The sequence below is a fragment of the Janthinobacterium sp. GW822-FHT07A03 genome, assembly GCF_058798815.1.
Genome location: NZ_JBXAKW010000014.1, coordinates 41,560 through 61,300, shown reverse-complemented (window position 1 = coordinate 61,300; position 19,741 = coordinate 41,560). Strand labels below are relative to the sequence as shown.

The following is a 19,741-nucleotide window of genomic DNA, read 5'->3' as shown; positions in this document are numbered from 1 at the left end:
CTTGCTGCCGTGGAGCAGGCCCGGTTCCCGCCTGTCAGTCCAGTATACGGCGGCGCCTCTGGCCGCACGCCTGATCTTGCTCAACGTTGACGAGGGAACTATTTTTGCCTTTGCTGCCCCTTGCGGTGCAGGGCGGCCGTGCGCCTGCGCAGTTCAATCCAGATCAATACCGGCTGCCGCAGCCCGACCACACTGGACATCCAGAGCGACCCACGAGGAGAAGACGATGACAGGCAACGAGAATGGTTTCAGCGCCCCGCCTGGCGGCAGCGGCAGGGGACAAAGCGCGGACGATGAAGAGGCCGTCGGCCAATTTGCCGTCCCCGGCGCAGACGACAATACGATCGAGAGCGCGTCCGTCGCGGACGTGCCCGACGCCTTGAGCGGCATCAGCATGGAATTGCTGGAAATCAAGCGCAGCATCGAAGACGGCATGCGCCAAAGCATTTCGCAGGCGGGCGGCGCGCGCGCGGCCGATGCCTTCAGCGACGGCGGCAACATCCAGGGCGTGTCCATCGGCCTGGGCGAGGGCGCCAGCGACAGCTCGTCCGGCGAGCCGGGCTTGCCGGCCCTGACCCTGTATGTCGCCGAACCCACCTCCGTCGACCGCGCCAAGGCGGCCATCGTGGGGGCCATGGGCGTGCGCGCCGTGGCCAGCGACAATGTGCCCGTGAATATCGTCGTCACGGGCGTGATCGATGCGCAACCGCACCGTTTCCGCCTGCGCCCGGCGCCGGGCGGCGTGTCGGTCGGGCATTTCCGCATCACGGCCGGCACCATCGGCTGCCTGGCCGTGGGGCGCAGCGCGCCCCGCAGCGGCCGTTTGATGATCCTGAGCAATAATCACGTGCTCGCCAATTCCAACGGCGGCGTGTTCAACGATTGCATCGTGCAGCCTGGCCCCATCGACGGCGGCCGCTGCCCGCAAGACCAGGTGGCCGTGCTCGAGCGCTTCGTGCCCATCAATTTCAGCGGCGGCGTCAATTACGTCGATTGCGCCACCGGCTGGGCCTGGCCCGACCGCGTGCGGCCCGAACTGGTCTACCTGAGCGGCGGCGTGCCCGCGTATTTCCGCATCAGCAATGCGCTGGTGGCGCCCGCGCTGGGCATGATGGTCGGCAAGTCCGGCCGCACGACGCAATTGACGCAGGGGCGCATCACGGGCCTGGGCGCCACCATCAACGCCAATTACGGCGGCGGCAGGATCGCGCTGTTCCAGGACCAGATCGCCATCACGGGCGTGAGCGGAGCCTTCAGCGCGGGCGGCGATTCGGGTTCGTCCATCTGGACCTGGAACCAGCAGCGCAATCCCGTCGGCTTGCTGTTTGCGGGCGGCAACAACATCACGTTTGCCAACCAGATGCGGCGCGTGGTGGTGGCGCTCGACATCAATTTGTACACCTGAGTACGCTGCCAGGTGCCGCCTTGCATAACGCTGCTTTTTGCACGATGATGATTGTATGAGAGGCCGCAGCCATGCATGGTTGTGCCCGGCGAACGGCGCTGCGGCGCCGGATGGCCGGGTGTATCATGGAATGCCTCAGGAGGGTTGTCATGTCAAACAGTAAATTCGTACCATCGCCATATGCCGTCTTCGAAGACGCTGCCATGCCGTACTTGCCGGACGAGATTCCTGGACAGGGCATGGGGCAGTACACCCCGGCCGCGCCCCAGGGCCGGCTGGAAGCGGCAAGGCGGCGCAACGAGCGGGCGCTGATGGCCATCGACGGCGTGGAAGGCGTCAGCCTGGGGCAGACGGCCGTGGGCAAGGACGCGCTGGTCGTGTATCTGCGCGACTCGTCCGTCAAGCGGCGCGTGCCGTTGCAGATCGAGGGCTATCCGGTGGAAACGAGCATCACGGGCCAGATCGATATCCAGCGCTGGTAGGCGGCAAGCGGGCCTGGCGCCAGGTACTGCCGCCAGGTACTGCGCTGGAAGGCCTGTTGCCAGGCCTTCCATGCAGTCTTGCAGCCTGCCTTATTTGCTCAGGCGGGCGATCGCTTCGGCCACGCCCGCGCCATAGGCGGGGTCGCACAGGGTGCAGTTGCCGATGTGGCGTTGCTTGACTTGCTCCGAGGCGCCCGAGATGGCGCGCGCCGTGTTGTCGAACAAGGCTTGCTGCTGCGCCGCGGTCATCAGGCGGAACAGGGCGCGCGGCTGCGAATAGTAATCCTCGTCGACCCTGTGGTTCCAGTGGTCGGCCGCGCCTTCGACGCTCAGCGGCGGCTCGCGGAAATCGGGCTGCTCGGCCCATTCCTGCTCGCTGTTCGGTTCATAGCCCAACGTTCCCCCCTGATTGCCGTCGACGCGCATCTGGCCGTCGCGGTGGTAGCTGTGGAACGGACATTTCGGCGCATTGACGGGAATATGGCTGTGGTTGACGCCGAGGCGGTAGCGCTGCGCGTCGCCATACGAGAACAAGCGGCCTTGCAGCATCTTGTCCGGCGAAAAGCTGATGCCGGGCACCACGTTGGCCGGGTTGAAGGCCGCCTGTTCCACTTCCGCGAAATGGTTGTCGGCATTGCGGTTCAGTTCCAGCACGCCCACCTCGATCAGCGGGTAGTCGCCGTGCGGCCACACTTTCGACAGGTCGAAGGGGTTGAGGTGATACGTGCCAGCCTCTTTTTCCGGCATGATCTGCACGTACAGGGTCCAGCGGGGGAAATCCTTGTTTTCGATGCTGTCATACAGGTCGCGGTGCGAGCTTTCGCGGTCCTTGCCGACCAGTTCCTCGGCTTGCGCGTCGGTCAGGTTTTGTATGCCTTGCTGGGTTTTAAACGTGAACTTGACCCAGAAACGCTCGTTTTGCGCATTCAGGAAGCTGAAGGTATGGCTGCCGAAGCCATGCATGTGGCGGAAACTGCGCGGCAAGCCACGGTCGCTCATCACCACCGTCACCTGGTGCAGCGCCTCGGGCAGCGAAGTCCAGAAGTCCCAGTTGCTGTTGGCGCTGCGCAAGCCGGTGCGCGGGTCGCGCTTGATGGCGTGGTTCAGATCGGGGAATTTCAGCGGATCGCGCATGAAAAACACGGGCGTATTGTTGCCGACCAGATCCCAGTTGCCTTCTTCCGTATAAAACTTCAGGGCGAAGCCGCGGATGTCGCGTTCCGCGTCGGCCGCGCCCCGTTCGCCGGCCACCGTGGAAAAGCGCGCGAACATCGGCGTTTTCTTGCCCACTTCGCCAAAGATTTTGGCCCGCGTGTAGCGCGTGATGTCGTGCGTGACGGTAAACGTGCCGTGCGCGCCCGATCCCTTGGCGTGCATGCGGCGCTCGGGAATGACTTCGCGGTCGAAGTGGGCCAGCTTTTCCAGGAACCAGACATCTTGCAGCAGGGCAGGGCCGCGGGGGCCGGCCGTCTGGATGTTCTGGTTGTCGACAACAGGCGCGCCAAAGGCGGTGGTCAGCTTTTTCATTGGACTCTTTCTTTATAGGGAGGTCAACGGACGAGCCAGGGCCTACCCAAACACTGGCTGGGCTGAGCGTGTACGACGTGCTCACCGAGGCTGGTCCCGAGTAACAAATTTCTAAAAAGCAAATTCAGTGTAATCGATTTCGAGGCCGGCAACAGCCCCGCCGCGTCCGGGGAAGCAGCTTGTCCATCATAGCCTCTCGGCAATGTCTAGCCCAACACGATTGACCTGGCGCAAAGGGCGGCGGGATTTTCCGGCGCGTCAGCGGTAGTTGGACCAGTTGGCCCGCAGCCAGGTCAGCACGGCGCCGTGGCCCCGTATGTCGGCGGGTAAGTGGCGCTGGATCAGGCGCTCGCACTTCAATGCCGTGGCCAGGCTGCCGCCCGACCAGCTGTTGCAGCTGTAGAGCATTTCATACCATTCGTGGCGGTTCAGCAGGACGCTGTCGGGGATGGCGCGTTGCGCCGGATCGTCGCCCGCCGCCGGACCGTCGGCATAGCTGAACTGCAAGTCGCTCTTTTTCATGGGGCCCAACCGGTGATCTGCCATGCTTGCCTCGCGATGAGATTGCGCACGAACACATGTCCCTGCCAGGCAAGCTTATGCCTGCGACAAGCATTCCACTTGGCAATATGGACCAGCCTTGATCTGGCTTAAAACTTGTTCCAGTTATTGTGCCGGTGCTCCGTCGCTTCCTTCATCAGGTGGCCCGCGCGCAAGGCATCGTCTGCCTGCAGCGTCATGGCCAGTTCCTGGAGGGCGGGCGGGTATTCGTGGTGGGCCGCTTCTTCCAGCAACTCACGGCCCTTGGCCAGGTCGCGCGGCACGCCGCGGCCTTCGCGATAGGCGTTGTACAGCAGGAACATGGCGTGTGGATTGCCCAGTTCGCTGGACTTGGCCAGCCAGTGCGCCGCTACTGCGGGATCTTGCGGCACGCCTTCGCCATTCGCCGCCAGCAGGCCCAGCATCAGGGCCGCCTTCGCATGGCCTTGCTGCGCCGCTTGCCGGTACCACAGCCAGGCCTGGGCCGGCGTGGCGGCGCGCAGCATCTGGCCCAGCTCGAAAGCCGCTTCCGTGTCGCCGGCGCGGGCCGCCTGTTCGAACAGACTCAGCGCCTCGGCGCGGCGCTCGGGACGGGGCTGGTAAATCAGCGCCAGTTCGCGCTCGGCGACGGGCATGTCCTTGCCGGCCCAGCTGCGTACCTTGCGTTCGGCTTGGTGGTCGCCCGCCTGGCGCGCATGCATGGCCACGGCTTCGATTTCGGCCGCCGTGGGCGGCGGCGAGGACTGGCAGGCGGCCAGGACGCTAGCCAGCACGATGGCGGGAAGGGAGAGTGCATGTTTCATCTGGATCAGCTTTCATCAAAACAGGCCGGAACTGCAGCAGTCCCGGCCCATGGACCTTATTTGCTCAGGTCGATGCGGTACTTGGCGAAACCGCTGGCGTCGAGTCCGCCTTCGGCCGCCACGTTGGCGATGCCGCTGCCTTGCGCCAGTGCCAAGTGGCCCGGCGCCGAGCGCAGGATCACGGGGCCGGCCGTGGCCGTCTTGACGAAGCTCCAGCTGCGCGCGCTGCCATTGGCCGCCAGGGTCACCTTGCCGCCCTTGGTGCTGAGCGACGCCAGGTAGTTGCTGACCACGGCCTGGTTGGCATCGGGCGACTTGATGATGGTCTTGCTGCCATCGATGCCCGGCACGGCGCCGCCGCCGCCGGCGCGGTAGTCGTTGGTGGCGACGATGAAGTCGTCGCCATCGGCGACGGGCGCGCCCTTGTACGTGAGGTTGACGATGCGGCTGCCCGGTTTTTTCGTCACGTCGATCTGGTACGTGAGGGCATTGTTTTCCGCATAGAACACGTCATAGTTGTAGATCGTGCCATACGACGGCACCAGGTCCTGCTCGGCCGTGGCGCTTGGGTCGATCTGGGCGAATTGCCTGGCCGACGTTTCCAGCCACGCCTTCAAGTCCGCGCCCTTGATTTTCACGGCTTGCAGGTTGTTGTTGCTATATAAATACAGGTCGCCCGGATTACGCACCTGCAAGCCGATTGGCGCGGCCGGCGTCGCGCCAGCGGCCACGTCCGTGAAGTCCGACGGCCCGTTGCGGCCCGCCTTGAATGGCGCGCTGCACGAGATGACGGGGATATTCTTGTAGCTGGACAAGGTCGCATCCGTGCTGGTGGCGATGAAATTTTTCACATAGTCGAGCTGCGCCTGGTTCACCAGCTGGATGGCGCTGACGTCGCCCACCAGCGCGAAGTAGGCGGACATCTCGAAATCCGTGCTGATGCCCAGTGGCTGCTTGGCGTAGGCGATGGTGGCCGCATGCTCGGTGGCGACCAGCGGGGCGATGGCCGGGTCGGCTTTGACGAGGGTCGTGCCATCCGTGTACTTGAAGCCGCGCGATTCCACCGTCGTCTTGGCCGGCTGCACCACCCACTTGCCGCCCTGATAGACCATCGTCAGCTTGATGATGCCCAGACGGCGGCCCCAGCTTTGCGCCATGACGGTCGGCACGCCGTTCACAAAGCCGTTGACGGCGTCGATCTTCGCGCTGGCGGGGAAGGCGGCAAACGAAGCGTCCAGCGCGGCCGCGCCCGTCTCTTTGCCTTTCGGGAAGATCAAGTGCGAATGGCCGATCATCAGCGCGTCGATGCCCGTGCTGGTCAAGTGATAACTGCCGTTTTCCATCTTCGGGCTGTAGGCGCTCGTGTCCAGGCCGCCATGGGACAGGGCCACGACGAGGTCGGCGCCCTTGTTGCGCAATTCCGGCACATACTGTTTCGCCGCTTCCTGCACGCCCGTCACGCTGACTTTGCCGGCGAGCACTTTCTGGTCCCATTCGAGGATTTGCGGCGGTACAAAGCTCAGCACGCCCACATTGATTTTGACCGTCAGCTTGCTGCCGTCCGGCGCCGTGGCGGCGAAATCGCGGGGCAGCACAGTGTAGGGCTGGAAGATGGGCTTGCCGCTGGCCACGCCGACGACGTTGCTCAGCACGGAAGGGAAGGCCGGCGCGCCGCAGGTGCCCGTGGGCTTGGCCACGCCCGGTATGCCGAAATCCGTGTTGGTGATCTGGCTCAAGTAGCCGAGGCCATAGTTGAATTCATGGTTGCCCATGCCGCCCGCGTCGTATTTCAGCGCATTCATGGCCTTGTGCACGGCCAGGGTGCCGCTGCACGGCACGGGCGCGGCCACGGCTTGCAGGTCGGCCAGCAAGGTGCCCTGGATGACGTCGCCATCGTCGAGCAGCACATTGTTCGGGTTTTCCGCGCGCGCCGCCTGGATCAGGGTCGACGTGCGCTCCAGGCCCAGGCTCGTGTCTTCGGCCAGCGCGTAATAGTTGTAGCTCAACACGTTCGAGTGGATATCGGTGGTTTCCAGCAATGCCACGGTGACCGTCGTGCCTTCGGGAATGGCTGGCGCCGTGTTCGAACTGCCGTTGCAACCGACCAGACCCGCACTTGCCAGCGCCGCCAGCATGACCCAATTTGTTTTCATTACTGCCCTCGGAAAGATTCAAAGGACGCGACTGTAACGCCGCCATATGACGCGGCGATGACAGCCGTGCAAGGCGCATGGATTCAGGGCCCCGCGCAGGCGGCCACGGCCTTGGCGAGCCAGGCCGCATCGACGGTCCCCAGGCGCCGCGTACAGATTTTATGTTGAGAGTTTAGAATCAATGTGTACGGCAAGCCCTTGATTTGATTGCCAAAAGTTGGCAGCAAGGCGGGCCGGCCCAGGGCCTGGCGATAGCTGGCCGGGTGCCGGCGCAGGAACGCCTGCGCCGCCGACCGCGCATCGATGGCGATGCCGATGAAGGGCAGTGTCGGCTGGCTTTCCGCATGGGCATTGAAAATCGGCAACTCCTGGAGACAGGGCAGGCAGTTGCTGGCCCAGAAGTTCAGCACCACGGCCCGGCCCTGGAACTGGCGCAGGCGGACGCTGCCATCTGCATCGAGGCGGGGCAGGTCGAAGGCCAGCGGCGCGGCGTTCGCCTGGCAGGCCAGCAACAGCAGCAGCGCCGGCCAGCGCGTCATGGCGGCACCACGGCCGCGTCCGTCATGCGGTAGTACAGGCCCATGGGGTCGCTGGCCAGCACTTTCAGCTTGCCCTGCACGATGAAGGGCGCATAGCTGAATTTCACGGGCGTGCGGCTCTTGATCTCCACCACGCCTTCCGGACCGGCCGGCAAACAGTAGGGGCAACTGGCCGAGGTGACGGTCAGCAGGAAGTGTTTCTGCTTTTGCCCCGGCTCCAACGGCATCATGAAGCCTTGCACTTTCACGTCCGTATTGTCGAGCGCGCTGATTTCCGGCGTGTAGTGCGGCACCATGCGGCCCTTTTTTGCTTTCACGGTGGTGGCCTGGCCCAGCAGTTTCCACGAGACCACGCCGGGGATATCCGTCAACGGTGCGAAGAACGAGGGCGGTTCGCTGGCGGCTGCGGCCTGCACGCCTGTTGCCAGCAGCGCGCACGCGCCCAAGACCATGATTCTTAACATGTTTTTTCCTTTCAGGGGCGCGCCAGGGTGGCGGCGATATCGGTGCGGTAGGCGCGCATGGCGGGCAGGGCGGCGGCCAGCAAGCCCACCGCCACGGCAATGACGGGCAGCCAGCTCTCGCCCGGGGCGATGCGCCAGGCTGGCAGGTGCAGGTCCTGCATCGGTTCCTGCCAGCCCAGCAAGCCGACAGCCGCATGGCCCAGCAGCCAGCCCAGCGCCGCGCCCGTCAATGACAGCAGCAAGCCTTGCGCCAGCAGCAGCCGCAGCAGTTTGGCGGGCGAGGCGCCCAGGGTGCGCAGGATGGCCAGGTCCATCTTGCGCTCTTCCAGCGCGCCGTACAGCGCGACGAACAGCGACAGGGCCGCCACCAGCAGCACGCCGGCGGCGATGGCCCGCAGCACGGCGATGCCCACGCCCAGCAGGTTGAACAGCCGTGCCGCCTCGAAAGCGGGCTGGGCCGCCTGCAGCCGGGCCTGGCCATTCACCCAGCGCGGCAGGCTGATGGCGGCCAGCGGCGAGGCGTATTGCACCAGCACGGCCGTCAGTTCGCGCCCGGACGCGGCCGTTGGCACGGCAGGCTGCTCGTCGGGGTCCGTTTCATGCACTTGCCACACGGATTCGACGGGCGTGAGGATCAGCCGGTCCAGCACCGTGCCCGTGGGCGCGAGGATGCCCGTCACCGTGTAGGGTGCGTGGTCGTGCAATTCGCCGCCCGCCGCCAGACCGTGCGAGCCGGCAAAGCGGGCGCCCAGGGTCGCGCCCGTTTCGCGCGCGGCGCGGGCGCCGAACACGGCTTGCATCGGCTGCGCGAACAGTTTTCCTTGTGCCAGGCGTGCGCCGTAATGATCGAGCAGCGCCGTGGTGCTGCCGGCGATGCGGAAACCGTGGAAGTTGTCGCCCAGCGCGAGCGGGATCGCCGATTTGACGAGCGGCTGCGCGGCCAGCGTTGCCAGCGCACCCTCGGGAATGTTGCCAGTCGGAATGTCGGCGTGGTACACGGACGACAGGATCAGCTGCAGCGGCGAGCCTTTCGCGCCCACCACCAGGTCGATGCCCTGCGCATCGCGTTCGGCGTGCTCTTCCAGCTGGCTGGATACGCCGAGAATGAAGGTCATCATCGCGATGCCGATGGCGACCAGCAGCAGGTTCAGGCTCGATGCCAGCGGCTTGTGGCGCACGGCGCGCCAGGCCAGGGTGGCCGCGTTCATGCCGCGATCCTGGCGCGGGGCAGGCGCAGCACGACTGCATCCGGCATGGCGGATCGTACCCTGGCGTCGTGGCTGGCGATCACCAGCGAGGCGCCGGCCTGCGCCGCCTGCCTGACCAGCAGGTGCACGACGGCCGTACAGGCCAGGTCGTCGAGGTTGTCCGTCGGCTCGTCGGCCAGGATCAGTTGCGGGCGCAGGAAGACGGCGCGCGCGATGGCGGTCCGCTGCCGTTCGCCGCCGCTCAAGGCATGCGGGTAGGCGGCCAGCTTGCCGGCCAGGCCCAATTGATCCAGCAGGCTGGCGGCGCGGGCCGGATCGGGCCGCTGGCCGCTGGCGTAGGCGGGCAGCAAGACATTATCGAGCACGTTCAAGCTGGGCACCAAGGCCAGTTGCTGGGGCAGCAAGCCCACGGTGCGGCCGCGCCAGCTGTCGCGCTGGCGCGGCGTGAGGCCGGGCAGGGACGTGCCCGCCACTTCCAGGCGTCCGCCCTGAGGCGCCAGGATGCCCGCCAGCAAATGCAGCAAGGTCGATTTGCCGCAGCCGGACGGCCCCAGCAGCAGCGCATGGCGGCCGGCGGGTAAATCAAAGGCGGCGATATCGAGCACGGGGCGGGCAGGATCATAGCCGTACGTCAGTGAGGCGAGGTGGAGCATGGATGGTCTTTCGGGTGGCCGGCAGCAAAGATTGCCGCACAAATGCAATTGAGCTGCATTATAATTTAAAACGCAATCGACTTGCATTTAAAAAATCCAGCGTCCATTGCCTCGTTTTTGCTTTCCCTGACCCACGCCATCCAAAGGAACCCCATGCCCCAGCGCAAACTCCCCGTCACCGTTCTGTCCGGCTTTCTCGGCGCCGGCAAGACCACCTTGCTCAACCACATACTGCGCAACCGCGAAGGCAAGCGCGTGGCCGTCATCGTCAACGACATGAGCGAAGTCAATATCGACGCCGCGCTGGTGAAAGACAGCGCCGAGGCGGCCGGCGCGGCGCTGTCGCGCACGGAAGAAAAACTCGTGGAAATGTCGAACGGCTGCATTTGCTGTACGCTGCGCGACGATCTGTTGCTGGAAGTGCGGCGCCTGGCTGCCGAGGACCGCTTCGATTACCTGTTGATCGAATCGACGGGCGTGGGCGAGCCGATGCCCGTGGCCGCCACCTTCGACTTCGAGGATGAGCACGGCGACAGCCTGAACGACGTGGCGCGCATCGACTGCATGGTCACCGTCGTCGACTGCGCCAACCTGCTGGCGGATTTCCACAGCGAAGACAGCCTGGAGCAGCGCGGCGAGATCGCGGGCGAGGGCGACGACCGCCAGCTGGCCAATCTGCTGACGGAACAGATCGAATTTGCCAATGTCATCGTCCTCAACAAGGTGAACATGGTCGATGCGGCCGAGCGCCGGCGCGTGCTGGCCATTTTAAAAGCCCTGAATCCCGGCGCGCGCATCATCGAAACCAACCAGTCCGTCGTGCCGCTCGATGCCATCCTGGGCACGAACTTGTTCGACCTGGAGCAGGCGGCCGCCATGCCGGGCTGGGCCCAGGAGCTGGCCGGCAGCCACACGCCGGAGACGGAAGCCTACGGCATCGCCAGCTTCGTCTACCGGGCGAAGGAACCGTTCCACGCGCAGCGCCTGCACGACTACATTTCGCAGCCGATACCGGGCGTGGTGCGCAGCAAGGGATATTTCTGGCTGGCCAGCCGCCCCGAATGGGTGGCCAGCCTGTCCGGCGCGGGCAAGCTGATGAATATCGAGCCCGTGGGACTGTGGTGGGCGGCCGTACCGAAGGAGCGCTGGCCCACGGATGCCGCGTCGCTGGCGGAAGTGAAGGCGGGCTGGAGCGAAACGTACGGCGACCGCTACCAGGAGCTCGTCTTCATCGGCCAGGACATGGACCAGGCAGCCATCGAGGCGGACTTGAGGAAATGTCAACTCAACACCACGGAAACGCGCCAGGGCATGGCCGCCTGGCGCCAGCTGCCCGACCCGTTTCCCCAATGGCAACGCATGGAAGAACTCGAAGACTAACTTGAACAGGAACACACTATGACAGAACTGATCCCCGTTACCATCATCACGGGCTTTCTCGGCAGCGGGAAAACCACCTTGCTCAAGCGCATATTGCAGGGCGATCACGGCGTGCGCATCGCCGTGATCGAAAATGAATTTGCCGCCGAAAGCATCGACCACGGCTTGCTGGTACAGGACAGCGACGAGCAGATCGTGGAAATGAACAATGGCTGCATCTGCTGCAGCGTGCGGGGCGACCTGATCCGCATCCTGGGAGAATTGCACGCCAGGCGCGCGGCGGGAAGCATCACGTTTGATCACGTCATCATCGAAACGACGGGCCTGGCCGCGCCGGGTCCCGTGGCGCAAACCTTCTTTGCGGAGCCGTCAATCAGCGAGTTTTATATGCTGGACGCCATTTTGACGGTGGTCGATGCGCGCCATGCGCAGCAGCAATTGACGGCGCACAAGGAAGCGCAGGAGCAGGTGGGCTTTGCCGACCGCATCCTGCTGTCGAAGACGGACCTGGTCGGCAAGGAAGCGCTGGCCGCGCTGCGCCAGCGCCTGGTCGCCATCAATGGCCGCGCCAGCATACAGAAAGTGCGCTTCGGCAATGTGCCGCTGCGCGACATCCTGAACATCCGCGGTTTCAACCTGAACGCCATCGTCGAGCTGGAGCCGGATTTCCTCGGAGAACTGGGCCACCGCCATGGCGACGGCGTGCAATCGTTCGTCTATCATCAGGCCCAGCCACTCGATCTGCTGCAGGTGGAGCATTTCCTCGACGCCGTGGTGCAACTGTTCGGCGCCCAGCTGATGCGTTACAAGGGCATCTTGTACGTGGCCGACTTGCCATGCCGCGCCGTCTTCCAGGGCGTGCACATGCTGATGGGTTCGGAATTGGGCACGCCGTGGCGCGAGGATGAGCCGCGCGCCAGCAAGATCATTTTTATTGGCCGCGACTTGCCGCAGGACATGCTGATCCGGGGCCTGGACCGCTGCGTGGTCAAGGCGGATAGTCCCGTCGGGGTGGCCGCATGAGCGTGGAAGCGGGCTTGCCCGCCCTGGCGCTGATATTTCTGCTTGGCATGCGCCATGGCCTGGAACCCGATCACCTGGCCGCCGTCGACGGCCTCACCTTGCGCAGCCAGGCCGCGCATCCGCGCTGGACGCCGTGGATGGGTGCGCTGTTTGCGCTGGGCCATGGCCTCACCGTGCTGGCCATCGTGGCCGTCGCCGCGCTGGCATCCAGGCAGTTCTCCCCATCGCCAAACCTGTTCGGCTGGCTGGAATGGCTGCCCATCGCCTTGCTGCTGGTCATTGCCGCCCTGAATGCGCGCAGCCTGCTGGCCGGCGCGCAACTGGCCGAGGTGCGCGGCCGGCTGCTGCCGGGATGGCTGCGGGGCGCGTCCGGGCCGCTGGGCGCCATCCTCGTCGGCATGCTGTTCGCGCTGGTGTTCGACACGGCCCTGCAGGCGGCCGCCTGGGGCTACGCCGCCGTCGCGCTGGGCGGCATGGGACCGGCTTTGCTCACAGGCACGGTGTTTGCCGTGGGCATGGGCGTGACGGATACCTTCGATGGCTGGGTCACGGCAAAGGTCATGCGCACCGGCAAGAATGACATCGTGCGCGCGTTCCGGCGCCGCCTGGGCTGGCCCATCGTCGCCATCTGCGTGGCAATGGCCGCCTGCATGGCCGCCGGCAAGCTGGAACCGGCCTGGTCGCTGCCGGAAAGCTGGACGGCGGCGCTGGGCGCGGCCATGCTGCTGCTGATGGCGGCCCTGTACGGCTGGACCTTGCTGGTCTTGCGCCGCGTGCGCGCGTGAGGGAAGGGCGTGGGTATAATGGAAAAAAACTGCCGAGTCCTCCCATGCCCGCCACCGATATCGTCATCCGCCTGCTCACGCCAGCCGACACCACCGCCTTTTGCGCGCTGCGCCTGCGCGCCATTCTGGATTCGCCCAGCTCGTTTTCAGCGTCGCGCGAAGATGAGCTGGCGCGCACGCCCGAGGAACATGTGCAGCGCATCGCCGGCGGCACCCTGCAGCGCGGTTTTGGCGCCTTCGATGGCGAGCGTCTCGTGGGTTTTGCCGGCTTGCGGCGCGAATCGCTGCGCCAGCTGTCGCACAAGGCCGTACTATGGGGCGTGTTCGTCGACGTGACGCAGCGGGGCCGTGGCGTGGCGCGGCGTCTGGTGAACGCCTGCATCGAACTGGCCGAGCGCGACCCTGCCGTCATGCAGGTGCACTTGAGCGTGAATGCGGAAAACAATGCCGCCCTGCGCCTGTATGAATCCTTGGGATTTATCGCATATGGCACGGAACCGCGCTCGATGCGCGTGGGCGAGCTGTTTTATGACGAGCATCACCTGGCCTTGCTGCTCAAGTGATGTCTTTTTGAAAATTACTTGCAGCGCGGGCAGAGGCCCTTGATCAGGTAATCGACTTCGCCGCCGCTGAAGCCTTCCGGCAAGAGCACGGGTGGCGGCAGCTTGACTTCATTGAAGCAGGTGACGTTCGCGCATTTGGTGCACTGGAAGTGCGCGTGCTCGTGCGCCTGATGGCCGGCTCCGGCGCTGAAGCGCCACACCTGATCGGCGCCCGCGATGCGGTGCACCAGTTCATTTTCCGTCAGCCATTCCAGCACCCGGTACAGGGTCACGGAATCGATATCGCTGTCCTGCGACAGCGCTTGCTGGATTTCATGGTGGGTCAGCGAACGGCTTTGCGCCATTAAAAAGTCGAGCACCTTCACGCGCGTCTTGGTGACGCGGGCGTTGGTGTTGCGGATCAGCGATTCGGCGTGCGGTGTAGAAGATGATGTCAACATGATAAGCCTGCTTGCGGGGGATCGGCTGGCGGCGTCATCGCCGTGCCTTTGCCACCCTCTGGGCCATATCTTAGCATGCGTGCCGCACTGGATGGAACGGCGTCATGGTTTGAACGTCCAATAGCGGCCCGCCACCGTATCGACGGGGTCGAGAAAGCGCTGGTCGGCGCGCGCATGGTTGCGTATCAGATAAAACATGTCGGACAGGGCCGAGCGCTTTTCCGCAAAGTACGAGTGCTTCATGAAGCTCGTGTCGACCCCGGTGGCGTCGATGGTTTCCACGCCCGCCACGATCAGCATGCCGGCGCCGCTGTCGCCCGCGCGCGGGTAGCCGTGCACGGCTTTCGAGGCGGCTAGGGCCAGGTCTTGCGACGAGGCATACAAGGTGACGGGGTTGCGCGCGTGGGCCAGTTGCGGCGCGATATCGTGCTTGAAGATGGCGGCGTCGATGTCGGGCGCGGAGAGGATGATTTCCGTGATCTTTTGCGCCAGCTGCGGCTGCGCGGCCAGCAAGCCGGCCACGGCCCGCGCCAGGCCCCGGTTGCCCATGCTGTGGCCCACCAGGTACACTTGCGCCGCCTCGGTGCTGGCGAGAAAGTCGGCCAGGAAGGCCGTGATGTGGGGCGTGCTCCACTCGATATTGTTTTCATCGATGGTGTAGGCGGCGATGTCGCCGCGCGACGGCCAGCTGTAGAACACGGGTGCGCCATCGAAGCCCAGGTCGTAGGCCATCTGTCCCGTGCGCCGTGCCGCATCCTCGAAACTCACGTTGTAGCCGTGCACGAAGACAAAGGCGCTCTTGCCGGCCGAGGCGCGGATCTGCGTTTTCAATGCCGCAAAGTAGTTGTCGCGGTCCTGCACCTCGGCCGACAGCAGCACCACGTGCTTGGCCGGGTCGTCGCGAAATTCCAGGCGCCACAGCGACGGCGATTCCAGCTGGCCCATGCGGTGGTCGCGGGGGATGCTGATGTCGCAGCTGCCATAGCTGAGCGGGCCATCGCCGCCGCCATTGCCGCCATTGCCGTTACTCATTCCTGTGCTGCGTTCGCCGCTGAAGCGCTGGGCCGGCGGCTTGCCCACGTCGCGCTGGCGGTCCGTGGCGAAATACACTTTCACCACGGCATAGTTCGACACGACGGTGCTTTTGTCGGCCGGGGCGGGCGCGGTTTCCACCTCCGGCAACGGTGACGGCGGGCGCTGCAGCGCATCGAGCAAGCCTTGCGCGGCAAACAGGGTTTCCATGTCGTCCGGCACTTTCGCCGTGGACAGGGCGGCCGACAGGACCAGTTGCAGCTGGGCATTGGCAGGCTCGGCCTCCAGCGCGGCGATGGCGGCCAGGATGGCGGCGGCGCCGTCGAACTTGGCGATGGCCAGCTTCAGGCGCTGGTAATGGCTGGCGACGGCTTCCGGCGCGTGGCCGGGCGCGCCATGTCCGATGGCCGCGACGACGGCGGAAGTGATCAAGTCCATGCGCTACCTGCCTCTCTGATCAATATGAATTAAATGTCAACCCATATTGCCATAAAAGCACGCGGAAAGCGACTTGTCCAGCACCGCGCGCAGGCGGTGCGCGGCAGATCAATGTTGCTTGTCGTCGCTGAACTGCTGCGCCAAGGATTGCAGGGGCGCTACCGTCAGGCCGCCGCGGCTCACGTGCTCGGGGATGGCCACGCGCACGGGCTTGCTATTCATGTTGCTTGACGACAGCACGTTCGTCGTGGTTTCCGGCGCCGCATTCCACACGGGATCGACGATGCCTTCGAACACATGTTTCAATTGCTCGCCCCAGGTGTCGCGGATCATGCGGAAATACTGGTTCTTTTCATCGATGGTGACGAAGCGCGTGACGGCCAGACTGCCCGTCTCGTAGACGAGCAGATCGAGCGGCAAGCCGACGGAAATGTTCGAACGCAGGGTCGAATCCATGGAAATGAGCGCGCATTTGGCCGCTTCGTCCAGGCGCGTGAACGGGTTGATGACGCGGTCGATGATGGGCTTGCCGTATTTGGCTTCGCCGATCTGGAAATACGTGTTTTCATCGTGCGATTCGATGAAATTGCCAGCCGAATACACCTGGAACAGCCGGCAGCGCTCGGCGCCTATCTGGCCGCCCAGGATGATGCTGACGTTGAAATCGATGCCGCAGTCGGCCAGGGCCTTCGCTTCGCGCAGGTGCACGGTGCGCACGGCTTCGCCCACGATGCGCGCCGCATCGTACATGCTGGCCACGTTCCAGATGCTGCGTCCGTCCGCATCGACGTGTTCGGAGACGATCTGGCGGATCGCTTGCGAGATCGATAAGTTTCCGGCCGTCATCAGGACCAGCATGCGGTCGCCCGGGTTCTCGAATACGCTCATCTTGCGGAAGGTGCCCACCTGGTCCACGCCGGCGTTGGTGCGGGAGTCGGACAGGAAGACCAGGCCTTCGTTCAGGCGCATGCCTATGCAATAAGTCATTGTCGTAAATCAAATCAAAAGGGGGAGCATTCTACACCAGCCGGGGCCAGGCTATCCGCCGCAAGCCCCGGCCAGCCTCATTCCTGCCCATTTACACGGGCACGATCTGCACGTCCACGTGCAGGGTTTCCGTGCCACCGCCCTGGCGCACGCCCCGCACGGGCGCGGCCGAATCGTAGTCGCGTCCGATGGCCAGGCGGCAATACGCATCCGTCATCAGCCGCGCATGCGTGACGTCGATGCTGACCCAGCCCGCGAAATCCGTGTCTTCCGTCCAGGCGTCGACCCAGGCATGGCTGGCCGCGTGGCCCGTCGTGCCCGGATCGATATAGCCGGACACATAGCGGGCCGGGATGCCCCAGGCATGGCAGCAGGCGAGGAACAGGTGCGCATGGTCCTGGCACACGCCGCGCCCCAGGGCCAGCGCGTCGCCGGCCGTGGTGGTGACCATGGTGGCGCCGCTTTCATACGCCACCTGGCCGACGATGTGCTCGGCCAGGCGCAGCAGATGGCCCGTGCCGGCCGTCACGCGGCGGTCCGGCAGGCTGGCGGCCGTCAGTTCCACGATGGCGGGATTGGCCTGCGTCAGCGGCGTCGGCATGGTAAACAACAGCGGCGACAGGGTGTCGACCAGGTTCAGCCGTCCCTTGTGCGGGTAGATGGTTTCCACCACGCCATGCGCGACCAGGCTCAGCGACTGATGGCTGCCGTTAATCGTCAGCATGTGCGACAGATTGCCGTAGGCATCCGTATAGGCGTGGCACTGGCCCGGCGTGCTGATTTGCCAGGACAGGGCCCGCTGCTGCGGCTCGATACGCGGCGTCAGGTGCAGCTGCTGGATGGTGTAGGCCAGCGGCGCACTGTAGGCGTAGTGGGTTTCGTGGCGGATGGTGAGCTGCATCAGGCCGCCAAGGGAACGAGGAAGTCGCGGCTGACCCGGTTGCCCAGCTCATAGATGTTTTCCAGAAACTCCGTCAGGGTCACGTGCAGGCCCGCCTTCATGATGTCGTCAATATGGCCGAATTTCAGTTCCGCATGCAATTTGCCCGCAAAACGCTCCGTATCGGCCGACACGTCGTTGCGGATATGCTTCAGATTTTCCACCACGTCATCCATGCAGGCCAAAAGCGACCTGGGCATGTCGCCGCGCAGCATCAGCAATTCCGCCACCCTGGCCGGGGTGATGACGTCGCGGTACACCTTGCGGTAGATTTCGAAGCCGGAAACGGAGCGCAGCAGGGCCGCCCAGTAGTAAAAGTCGCGCTGTGTGATGTCTTTCGACGTGTCGCGCGCGCCGTGGAACTTCACGTCGAGGATGCGCGCCGTGTTGTCGGCCCGCTCCAGGAAGGTGCCCAGGCGGATGAAGTGGATGGCTTCGTCCTTGAGCATGGTGCCTAAAGTGACGCCGCGCGACAGGTGCGAGCGGTATTTCACCCATTCGAAGAAGGCGCTGGGGTCCGTTTCCAGCAGATTGCTTTTCAGGCGCTTCTGCATGTCGAGCCAGGTGGCGTTCTGGATTTCCCACACTTCCGTCGTCAAGGTCCCCCGCACGGCGCGGGCGTTTTCGCGCGCGCCCGTCAGGCAGGCGAGGATGGACGAGGGGTTGTTCGGGTCGCGCACCATGAAGTCGAGCACGTCGCGCGTATGGAAGCGGCCATATTTGTGGTCGTACGCGCTTTGCAGCTCGGAAATACCCAGGGTGGCGCGCCAGCCTTGTTCCGCGTCCTGCTCGGACTGGGGCAGCATGGACGTCTGCATGTTGACGTCGAGCATGCGCGCCGTGTTTTCCGCCCGCTCCGTGTAGCGGGCCATCCAGAACAAATGATCGGCAGTGCGGCTCAGCATGTTTTTTCTCCTGCAAAGGCGGATGTGGCTTCCAGTACCCAGGTATCCTTGGTGCCGCCCCCTTGCGATGAATTGACCACCAGCGAGCCTTCGCCCAGCGCGACGCGGGTCAGGCCGCCCGGCACCATGGAAATCGTCTTGCCGGACAGCACGAACGGACGCAGGTCGATGTGACGGGGCGCGATGCCGGCCTCGACATACGTGGGGCAGGCGGACAGGGCCAGGGTCGGCTGGGCGATGTAGCCGCCCGGATTGGCCAGCAGGCGCTGGCGGAAATCCTCGATCTGCGCCAGGCTAGACGCCGGCCCCACCAGCATGCCGTAGCCGCCCGCGCCATGCACTTCCTTGACCACCAGTTTCGGCAAGTTCGCCAGCACGTAGGACAGGTCGGCCGCCTTGCGGCACTGGTACGTGGGCACGTTGTTGAGGATCGGCTCCTGCGACAGGTAGAATTTGATCATGTCGGGCACGAACGGGTAGATCGACTTGTCGTCGGCCACGCCCGTGCCGATGGCGTTCGCCAGGGTGACCCGTCCCGCGCGATACACGGACAGCAGGCCCGGCACCCCCAGCGAGGAATCCGAGCGGAAGGCCAGCGGGTCGAGGAAATCGTCGTCGACCCTGCGGTAGATGACGTCGACTCTCTTCGGTCCCCGCGTGGTGCGCATGTAAACAGAGTTGTCGTTGACAAACAGATCCTTGCCTTCCACCAGTTCCACGCCCATCTGCTGGGCCAGGAATGCGTGCTCGAAGTAGGCGGAGTTGTACATGCCGGGCGTCATGACGACGACAGTGGGGTCATCGATGCCCATGGGCGCGACGGAACGCAGGTTGTCGAGCAGCATGTCCGGGTAATGGTCGACGGGGGCGATGCGGTTGCGCGCGAACAGTTCCGGAAACAGCCGCATCATCATCTTGCGGTCCTCCAGCATGTAGGACACGCCGGATGGCACCCTTAAATTGTCTTCCAGTACATAGAATTCGCCCTGGCCCGCGCGCACGATGTCGACGCCGGCGATGTGCGCATAGATGTCGGAGGCGACGGCAATGCCCTGCATTTCCGGGCGGTACTGGGCATTCTTGTAGATTTGCTCGGCGGGAATGATGCCCGCCTTGATGATGTTTTGCTCATGATAAATATCATGGATAAACATGTTCAAGGCTTGCACGCGCTGCACCAGGCCCGTCTGCATCTGCGCCCATTCGGCGGCGGGGATGATGCGGGGGATGGTGTCGAACGGAATCAGGCGTTCCGTGCCGGCATCATCGCCGTAGACGGCAAACGTGATGCCGACGCGGCGGAAGGTCAGGTCGGCTTCGGCCCGCTTGCGGGCGATGGTCTCGGGCGATTGCTGTTCCAGCCAGTTGTTGAATTCACGATAGTGTTCACGTACCTTGCTGTCCGTACCCACTTCATCTGCAGTCATTTCATTGAAAAAATTTGCCATGTTGTGATTTCCCTTGAGCCGTGTCT

At 64.5% G+C, this 19,741-nt stretch carries 20 protein-coding genes; 6 read left to right on the top strand and 14 right to left on the bottom strand.

Annotation, left to right across the window (positions count from 1 at the left end; all coding sequences use genetic code 11):
* Positions 1–226: 226 nt before the first annotated feature.
* Together AC1RJW_RS27865 and AC1RJW_RS27860 are read left to right on the top strand one after the other, a co-directional pair.
* Positions 227–1,405: a chymotrypsin family serine protease gene (locus AC1RJW_RS27865; RefSeq protein ID WP_493047786.1), complete on the top strand. Its 1,179-nt coding sequence runs from the start codon at positions 227–229 to the stop codon at positions 1,403–1,405.
* Positions 1,406–1,554: 149 nt separating this feature from the next.
* Entirely contained in the window at positions 1,555–1,887 is a 333-nt protein-coding gene (locus tag AC1RJW_RS27860) for a hypothetical protein (protein WP_493047785.1), read from the top strand.
* Between the two features lie 90 nt (positions 1,888–1,977).
* Here AC1RJW_RS27860 and AC1RJW_RS27855 read toward each other — a convergent pair whose 3' ends face one another.
* The 8 genes from AC1RJW_RS27855 to AC1RJW_RS27820 form a co-directional block, all read right to left on the bottom strand.
* Positions 1,978–3,414, bottom strand: coding sequence for a catalase (locus AC1RJW_RS27855; protein ID WP_493047784.1), 1,437 nt, complete (start codon positions 3,412–3,414; stop codon positions 1,978–1,980).
* Positions 3,415–3,672: 258 nt separating this feature from the next.
* The gene (locus AC1RJW_RS27850; protein ID WP_493047783.1) at positions 3,673–3,936 is read right to left on the bottom strand and encodes a hypothetical protein; all 264 of its coding nucleotides are present in this window, start codon (positions 3,934–3,936) and stop codon (positions 3,673–3,675) included.
* A 128-nt stretch (positions 3,937–4,064) separates the two neighbouring features.
* Positions 4,065–4,757: a tetratricopeptide repeat protein gene (locus AC1RJW_RS27845; protein WP_493047782.1), complete on the bottom strand. Its 693-nt coding sequence runs from the start codon at positions 4,755–4,757 to the stop codon at positions 4,065–4,067.
* A gap of 56 nt (positions 4,758–4,813) precedes the next feature.
* Positions 4,814–6,910 (bottom strand): bifunctional 2',3'-cyclic-nucleotide 2'-phosphodiesterase/3'-nucleotidase, encoded by a 2,097-nt coding sequence (locus AC1RJW_RS27840; RefSeq protein ID WP_493047781.1) that lies wholly within the window; start codon positions 6,908–6,910, stop codon positions 4,814–4,816.
* 83 nt (positions 6,911–6,993) lie between these two features.
* The gene (locus AC1RJW_RS27835) at positions 6,994–7,449 is read right to left on the bottom strand and encodes a TlpA disulfide reductase family protein (RefSeq protein ID WP_493047780.1); all 456 of its coding nucleotides are present in this window, start codon (positions 7,447–7,449) and stop codon (positions 6,994–6,996) included.
* The gene (locus AC1RJW_RS27830) at positions 7,446–7,913 is read right to left on the bottom strand and encodes a DUF3299 domain-containing protein (protein ID WP_493047779.1); all 468 of its coding nucleotides are present in this window, start codon (positions 7,911–7,913) and stop codon (positions 7,446–7,448) included. Before AC1RJW_RS27830 ends, AC1RJW_RS27835 begins: the two co-directional genes overlap by 4 nt.
* A gap of 11 nt (positions 7,914–7,924) precedes the next feature.
* Positions 7,925–9,121: an FtsX-like permease family protein gene (locus AC1RJW_RS27825; RefSeq protein WP_493047778.1), complete on the bottom strand. Its 1,197-nt coding sequence runs from the start codon at positions 9,119–9,121 to the stop codon at positions 7,925–7,927.
* Positions 9,118–9,774 carry an ABC transporter ATP-binding protein gene (locus AC1RJW_RS27820; RefSeq protein WP_493047777.1) on the bottom strand — a complete coding sequence of 219 codons (657 nt, stop codon included), beginning with the start codon at positions 9,772–9,774 and terminating at the stop codon, positions 9,118–9,120. The genes AC1RJW_RS27825 and AC1RJW_RS27820 overlap by 4 nt, the downstream gene beginning before the upstream one ends.
* Positions 9,775–9,927: 153 nt before the next feature.
* On the opposite strand from AC1RJW_RS27820, the gene zigA reads away from it, so the two are divergent.
* From zigA to AC1RJW_RS27800, 4 genes are read left to right on the top strand one after another with little or no spacing between them, the layout of a single operon-like run.
* Positions 9,928–11,154 (top strand): zinc metallochaperone GTPase ZigA, encoded by a 1,227-nt coding sequence (zigA, locus tag AC1RJW_RS27815; RefSeq protein WP_493047776.1) that lies wholly within the window; start codon positions 9,928–9,930, stop codon positions 11,152–11,154.
* An 18-nt stretch (positions 11,155–11,172) separates the two neighbouring features.
* A complete protein-coding gene (locus tag AC1RJW_RS27810) occupies positions 11,173–12,177 on the top strand; it encodes a CobW family GTP-binding protein (RefSeq protein ID WP_493047775.1) in 1,005 nt (334 codons plus the stop codon).
* Complete coding sequence (locus AC1RJW_RS27805; RefSeq protein ID WP_493047774.1) at positions 12,174–12,962, top strand: HoxN/HupN/NixA family nickel/cobalt transporter; 789 nt, start codon at positions 12,174–12,176, stop codon at positions 12,960–12,962. Before AC1RJW_RS27810 ends, AC1RJW_RS27805 begins: the two co-directional genes overlap by 4 nt.
* A gap of 44 nt (positions 12,963–13,006) precedes the next feature.
* Positions 13,007–13,525, top strand: coding sequence for a GNAT family N-acetyltransferase (locus AC1RJW_RS27800; RefSeq protein WP_493047773.1), 519 nt, complete (start codon positions 13,007–13,009; stop codon positions 13,523–13,525).
* A gap of 14 nt (positions 13,526–13,539) precedes the next feature.
* Here AC1RJW_RS27800 and AC1RJW_RS27795 read toward each other — a convergent pair whose 3' ends face one another.
* From AC1RJW_RS27795 to AC1RJW_RS27770, 6 genes are all read right to left on the bottom strand, one after another.
* Positions 13,540–13,965 carry a Fur family transcriptional regulator gene (locus AC1RJW_RS27795; protein ID WP_070218730.1) on the bottom strand — a complete coding sequence of 142 codons (426 nt, stop codon included), beginning with the start codon at positions 13,963–13,965 and terminating at the stop codon, positions 13,540–13,542.
* A gap of 102 nt (positions 13,966–14,067) precedes the next feature.
* Positions 14,068–15,435: an alpha/beta hydrolase gene (locus AC1RJW_RS27790; protein ID WP_493047772.1), complete on the bottom strand. Its 1,368-nt coding sequence runs from the start codon at positions 15,433–15,435 to the stop codon at positions 14,068–14,070.
* 108 nt (positions 15,436–15,543) lie between these two features.
* Positions 15,544–16,422, bottom strand: coding sequence for a proteasome-type protease (locus AC1RJW_RS27785; protein ID WP_493047771.1), 879 nt, complete (start codon positions 16,420–16,422; stop codon positions 15,544–15,546).
* A 91-nt stretch (positions 16,423–16,513) separates the two neighbouring features.
* Positions 16,514–17,323, bottom strand: coding sequence for a transglutaminase family protein (locus AC1RJW_RS27780; protein ID WP_493047770.1), 810 nt, complete (start codon positions 17,321–17,323; stop codon positions 16,514–16,516).
* A complete protein-coding gene (locus AC1RJW_RS27775; RefSeq protein ID WP_493047769.1) occupies positions 17,323–18,267 on the bottom strand; it encodes an alpha-E domain-containing protein in 945 nt (314 codons plus the stop codon). Before AC1RJW_RS27775 ends, AC1RJW_RS27780 begins: the two co-directional genes overlap by 1 nt.
* Positions 18,261–19,715, bottom strand: a complete 1,455-nt coding sequence (locus AC1RJW_RS27770) for a circularly permuted type 2 ATP-grasp protein (RefSeq protein WP_493047768.1) — start codon at positions 19,713–19,715, stop codon at positions 18,261–18,263. The genes AC1RJW_RS27775 and AC1RJW_RS27770 overlap by 7 nt, the downstream gene beginning before the upstream one ends.
* Positions 19,716–19,741: the final 26 nt, after the last annotated feature.